Consider the following 2,491-nt stretch of genomic DNA (forward strand, 5'->3'; position numbering starts at 1 on the left):
TCTTCTTCGTGCTCTTCATGACGCTCATAAAGTGCACCAATTTCAACACTGTTTGTGCCAATGTGAGGGCCAAATGATAATAACTCGGCAGCCGAAGGCGCTCGTGAACTGTGGGTAAATGAAATCGCAGCATTGTAGCCATCGGTAAAGTCATAAACCGCACCTAGAGAAACACTCATTGGAGTAAACGACAAGTCACTGATAGCTAAGTTATCAAATTCGTCCGAATCAATATTGACGTGTTCGACACGGGCACCAAGTTGAACAAGAACATCACCAAAATGCTTTTCTTCTAACAAGCCAAGTGCAACCGACGTTGATTGTGATGGTGGAGTAAAGGCTTCCTCGCCAATTGCTTCAAAGTCACTATATTTATAATCAAAAGTAACCGCACCGTGCCAGCCGCTAACTTCAGCAAGCATTAAGTCAGTGCGTAGTTCTAATGAATCGTTTTCGAAACGAGTACCAACTACATCGCCTTCAATTTCTTGGTGTTCATAGTTCGTCACACCCAAACGAGTGTTAATTCCCGTAAACCAAGTATTTTCAAAAGTAAGTTCACTCATCAATTGAACACGGGTTTGTTTTAAATCACCTTGAACTGACTCTTCGCCATGTTCGTCTGCATGTTCTGCGTGTTCTTCCGCTGTTTCACCTTCGTGAGATTCTTCATCGTGTCCGCCATGCGCACCGTGATCGTGGCCTGGAATACCGTATAATCGGTCCAGATAGCCCACACTAACCCCAACAAAACCGTTATCTAACATCAGACTACCACCAACATTAAAACCTTTTGCTCTCGCGGCGCTATTGTCTAATGTGTAAGAGTCCATGTGTTCGTCATGATCTTCATCATGATGCTCATCGGCATGACCTTCTTCATGATGTGCTTCTTCATGTTCTTCATGCTCGTCGTGATGCTCCGCCTCAAGCTCTGGCATCCCCGGAACTTCATAGTCGTCGCCATCGCGATAAAAACCATCAAAATGCCAAACAAAGTTACCTGTTGTCGTTGTCAAAGCAGCTGAAACTTCATTTTCATCTGCAACACTATTGTGACTAACTTGAATCTCACCAGAATCTTCTCGTTCACGAGGAATTCGGTTATCAACCACATTTACCACACCGCCGATGGCTCCACTGCCATAAAACAACGTCGCTGGACCGCGTAATACTTCAATTTGCTTAACCGTGCTAGTTTCAGTTGAGACAACATGGTCAGGACCAACACGAGAAGTGTCACCTACATCTAAGCCGTTTTGCGCAATCATTACACGTGGACCATCAAGACCACGAATAATAGGCGTCGAGCTCACAGGGCCGTAATAACTAGAATGAACCCCAAGCTCTGCTTTTAAGGTTTCACCTAACGTTGATGCGTGTTTGTTATCTAAATCTTGGTCACTTAATACAGTAATAGGCGTTGCTGACTCTAGAGTCGAGCCATGAAGAGGCGTTGCAGTCACATCGATACGTTCAATCAATGCTTTAGAGAGAGTTAAAGTATAAAACTGGTTTTCGTCAGATAAATTGTTGTCTGTTAGGTTAATCGTGGCGTGATTATAGCCCGGCGCAACAACATGAAGCTCATCAGCGTGGTTTATCGCTTCCGTTATGAAAAACTCACCTTTTTCGTTTGTTTTAACCAGCGCAGTACTGCCGTGTAATTCGATTTTGGCATTCGCAATAGGATTACCAGACTGATCGACAACGCGGCCTTTAACCGAATGTTCTGCAGAAGCTGTATGTGATACAACACCAAGTGAAAACGACGCTGCTACCGCAGCAGCAACCAAAGATGACCTAAACATTAACCTATTCTCCAAATACAACGTGATCGTTATCTTCTACCGACCCTGAAATGATACGGTATATCATAACGATAAAAGTTAATATGTAAACTACAAAATAGCGTCTGAGCACTTATTCCATCGGTTTTAAGATTAATGAACAAAAAAGCAAGACTGGTAAAAAATGATCTAGATCAAGCTATTCATCAAAACAGGCAAACCTTGCCCGCGCTCAGCTCCAGAATATGATTTAGATCAAATCAAATTAGCTTACAAAACCTATCCTCAAAGCATCAAAGAAAAGAGGAGAAACATCATGTTTACTGACTACAACTTCGAATCAATGTTTCGTGACTTTATGCAAGACCCAGTGCTGTACATGAGCTTTGGGATCTTAGGCCTAACAATCGGTCTGATGGTGTTTTATTTGTGGTATTTTGTGAAGAATGTGATGGAGTCTGAGGGTTAGAATTCAGACCCTTGATGCCTTTACCTAATTTATAACGTTAGACGGTTGTTGGCTTGTGTAGGGCGAATAACCGTCTTGTTTTAGCAAGCTGATTTAAAACGCGTATTTGTACGTAACTTCTATGCGGTTGTCTTTGCGCTCACGACCACGGCGGCCGTCCTCATTTTCAAACCTTCTAAAACCCAAAGTCCCCGTCGCTTTACGCGTCATTCTTCGCTCTAGGCTGATGCTA

General features: G+C 43.1%; 2 protein-coding genes. One reads left to right on the forward strand and one right to left on the reverse strand.

What is annotated here, in order from left to right; all coding sequences use genetic code 11:
- A partial coding sequence (locus tag AC4E96_RS14015; RefSeq protein WP_490256270.1) for a TonB-dependent receptor occupies positions 1–1,811 on the reverse strand: 1,811 nt, incomplete at its 3' end.
- A gap of 295 nt (positions 1,812–2,106) precedes the next feature.
- On the opposite strand from AC4E96_RS14015, the gene AC4E96_RS14020 reads away from it, so the two are divergent.
- A complete protein-coding gene (locus AC4E96_RS14020) occupies positions 2,107–2,259 on the forward strand; it encodes a DUF3149 domain-containing protein (protein WP_490256271.1) in 153 nt (50 codons plus the stop codon).
- Positions 2,260–2,491 lie beyond the last annotated feature (232 nt).

The organism is Psychrosphaera sp., from assembly GCF_982872775.1.